Genomic DNA, 2,748 nt, shown 5'->3' on the forward strand with positions numbered 1-2,748 from the left:
GAGTGCAGGACGCCAGCCCTGTCTCCTCGAGGGCCTTCGCCAACCGCGTACGCGAAGCGGTCGGCCTCGCCAGCCACCGCGTGATGATCCTCTCGAACCAGCGGAAGCACTACCCCGGCATCGGCATCCCCTCCGAAGCGGGCGGCTCCGCCCCGAACCGTGAAGCCGAAGCCCTGCGATGAGCGCGCTCATCCAGCCCGGACAGCTCGTCCGTCCACAAGGACCAGCTCGTCCAGACGCAGGACCTCCTCACCCTCGACCACAGACGCCAGGGCCTCGGCCGGCCGCCCACCCGCCGGCCGTTCTCCTTCACCCTGCCGCGTGACGGCGGCTCGTGCGGCCCCGGCAGAAACGGCCACGCCGGCGCCTTCGCCGCGCATCGTCCCTGCCGAACGCGCTGCGGCTCATCGCCCCGGGCACCTACGGTTGCGGCGCCCGGCCAGGAAACCGGTGACCCTCGTGGCTGCGGCGCCGGCCAGTAGGGCGGCCAAAGGGCCGAAGACGCCGGCCCACGGATCACTGATCGGCCGGTACACCGCGGTGCCGTTCCTGATCTCGATGAAACCGAGCGGCCTGGCCGCAGCACCGCCGCCTCCTCCTCCGCCGTCCCCGGTCGTCGCCGCAGCGGTCTCCCGCCCGGCACCGCCACCGAAGCCGACCACCACCTTGCCCACCGGTACGACGGTGACCCCTTCGCAGACGATGGGTTCGCCGAAGACGGCCTTCGCCGACGCAACTCCGCCCAGCCGGCCGGCCAGCCGTTCAAGCAGCCTGTTCGCCTCCGCCGCAGAGCCGGTTGCCGCCTCGACGGCGGTGGGTGCCGTGTCCGACTGCGTGCTCACCGCTGTCCTTCCATCCATATCCTCGGTCCGACGTAGCACCGGTGCCGAAGCCGGCCGGTTCACGGCTCCGGCACCGGCCGATCCAGATTCTCCTCGCGCCGCTCACGCCGCCCACGGAGCGATCGGATACCAGGGAATGATCTCGCGGCGCGCCAGCAGCCTGACGTCCCAGTACAGGAAAGTGAAGACACCCGCGATGATCAGCGTCACCGCAGTGACGGCGGCCATACGGCCGGGCTTCGCCGTCATCCACGCGGACAGGCGTCCCCCGGCGACGTACGCGGTAAGGAACAGGATCACCGCGATGATCAGCACATTTCCGACCGACTGCAGTACGAAGGCCGCCGCCCCGTAGAGAGGGTTGCCGCTCTCGGCCGCATCGCGGAAAAGCTGCCGGAAAAGAGGGTACGGCCGGCCGACAAGGAAGCCACCGACCAGGGCGCCCATGAACACGGTCTGAGCGTGGGGAAAGCGGCGGGACAGCCGCGTGAACGGATCGCGGACGAAGCCCAGCGCACCGAGCCCCATGTAAAGCATCGCCAGACCGATGACTCCGAAAACGATCATCGACTGGATGGAACGCCCCGACAGTTCACCCGGCACCGACTGCGCCTCGGAGAACTGCGGCATGGAGGGTCCCACCAGACCGACCAGGGCCCCGTATGCGGCGGAGACTGCGGCCATGCCGAGGAACAGCCACCCCAGCGGCTTGAGCGCCTGGACGGCCCGGCTCTTGCGGCTGGTCATCGTGCCCATCATCGGCGCGACCGTGCCGAACACAGCGATGTTGCAGGCAGTGAACGTACCTGCGAGACCGGAGGCGAAAGCGAAGAGGATGCCGGCCGCAGCCGAGGTGAGCGGGGCCGTCTCCGGGTCGTGCCCGAGAACCGACTCGGCTATGTTGCCGCCGATGGTCTTGTCGACGAACTCTGCTGACCAGATCACTGTCAGAATGAATCCGGCAAGAATGCTCAGGATCAACAGGAGCCCTCGCCGGCGTCCTGCGCCTTCTCCCGATGGATCTCCTGCCGGAAGAGATATCCGTTCCCGTGCACGTTCGCGAACCGGTAATTCATCGATACGTGACACAACAGGCTCCTTTACGAATGTCGGATCAGACACAGAGTAAAGGGGCAGCAGAACGTGTTCTTCTTCGATAATGCCGACTCGGTCCGGCAACGGGTGGTGGCCCGGCGGAACTCCGGGCATGGGCCGCCACCCCGGCACCTGGCCCGTCAGGGGGCTGTGCCGGTGAGGTACGCATCCGTCGCGGCCGCCATGGCGGAGAACCGTCGGAGCGCCGGCGTTCTGCCGTGACGGCCGCAGCGGCTTCGAGGCGCACCGGGGAGGCCGGAATCAGTACGGAAGCGTGATGCCGAGTTCCCGCATCGCGCTGGAGGGCGGACCGCCTTCGGAGCGCTCGGTCTTGTGGCCCTTGGTCCCGGCCGCCAGTGTCCGGGGATCAACCGACTCGGAGGGGGCGCCGGTGGCGTACAGACCTTGGGGGTCGGTGTCGCGGTCGTGCGGGAGCAGCCAGAACACCCGCCTTCGGAACGTCCCCGATGCACGGGAGGAACGGGCCTCCGGGCCCAGCATGGCGTAGCCGACCATGCGCCCGCCCCGGTGGTAGGCGGGTTTTCCCCGGCGGGTGGGCAGCCGGTCCAGGCTCTGCCGCACGTAGTCCAGCAGGAATACGTCCTCCAGCCAGACCAGCCCTATCTCGTCACTGATCTCGTCGTCGCCGATCAGAGCGCTCACCGGGTCTCCTCCTCGCCTTGCAGCCCCACACCCGGGTAGTACTTCCGCTGGTTCGACAGGATCATCTCCTTCGGTGAGGAAACCCCTGCCACCTCACGGACCCGTGCGGCGAAAGCCCGGGACGATACAGCCGGCACTCCGTCATTCT

At 68.3% G+C, this 2,748-nt stretch carries 4 protein-coding genes and 1 pseudogene; 1 reads left to right on the forward strand and 4 read right to left on the reverse strand.

All coding sequences use genetic code 11. The features are described from left to right. Positions 1-182, forward strand: a 182-nt coding sequence (locus ACZ32T_RS37220) for a hypothetical protein (RefSeq protein ID WP_467274524.1), incomplete at its 5' end; no start/stop codon positions are given. Positions 183-404: 222 nt separating this feature from the next. Here ACZ32T_RS37220 and ACZ32T_RS37225 read toward each other — a convergent pair. From ACZ32T_RS37225 to ACZ32T_RS37240, 4 genes and pseudogenes are all read right to left on the reverse strand, one after another. Then, positions 405-842: a spore germination protein GerW family protein gene (locus ACZ32T_RS37225; RefSeq protein ID WP_467274526.1), complete on the reverse strand. Its 438-nt coding sequence runs from the start codon at positions 840-842 to the stop codon at positions 405-407. A 102-nt stretch (positions 843-944) separates the two neighbouring features. Further along, a complete protein-coding gene (locus ACZ32T_RS37230; protein WP_467274528.1) occupies positions 945-1,823 on the reverse strand; it encodes a hypothetical protein in 879 nt (292 codons plus the stop codon). A 375-nt stretch (positions 1,824-2,198) separates the two neighbouring features. Next, the gene (locus ACZ32T_RS37235) at positions 2,199-2,600 is read right to left on the reverse strand and encodes a DUF6009 family protein (RefSeq protein ID WP_467274530.1); all 402 of its coding nucleotides are present in this window, start codon (positions 2,598-2,600) and stop codon (positions 2,199-2,201) included. Beyond that, positions 2,597-2,748: pseudogene (locus ACZ32T_RS37240) on the reverse strand (DNA primase); the annotation flags it as partial. The gene ACZ32T_RS37235 and the pseudogene ACZ32T_RS37240, both read right to left, overlap by 4 nt.

It is taken from the genome of Streptomyces sp. NPDC023573 (assembly GCF_055559735.1).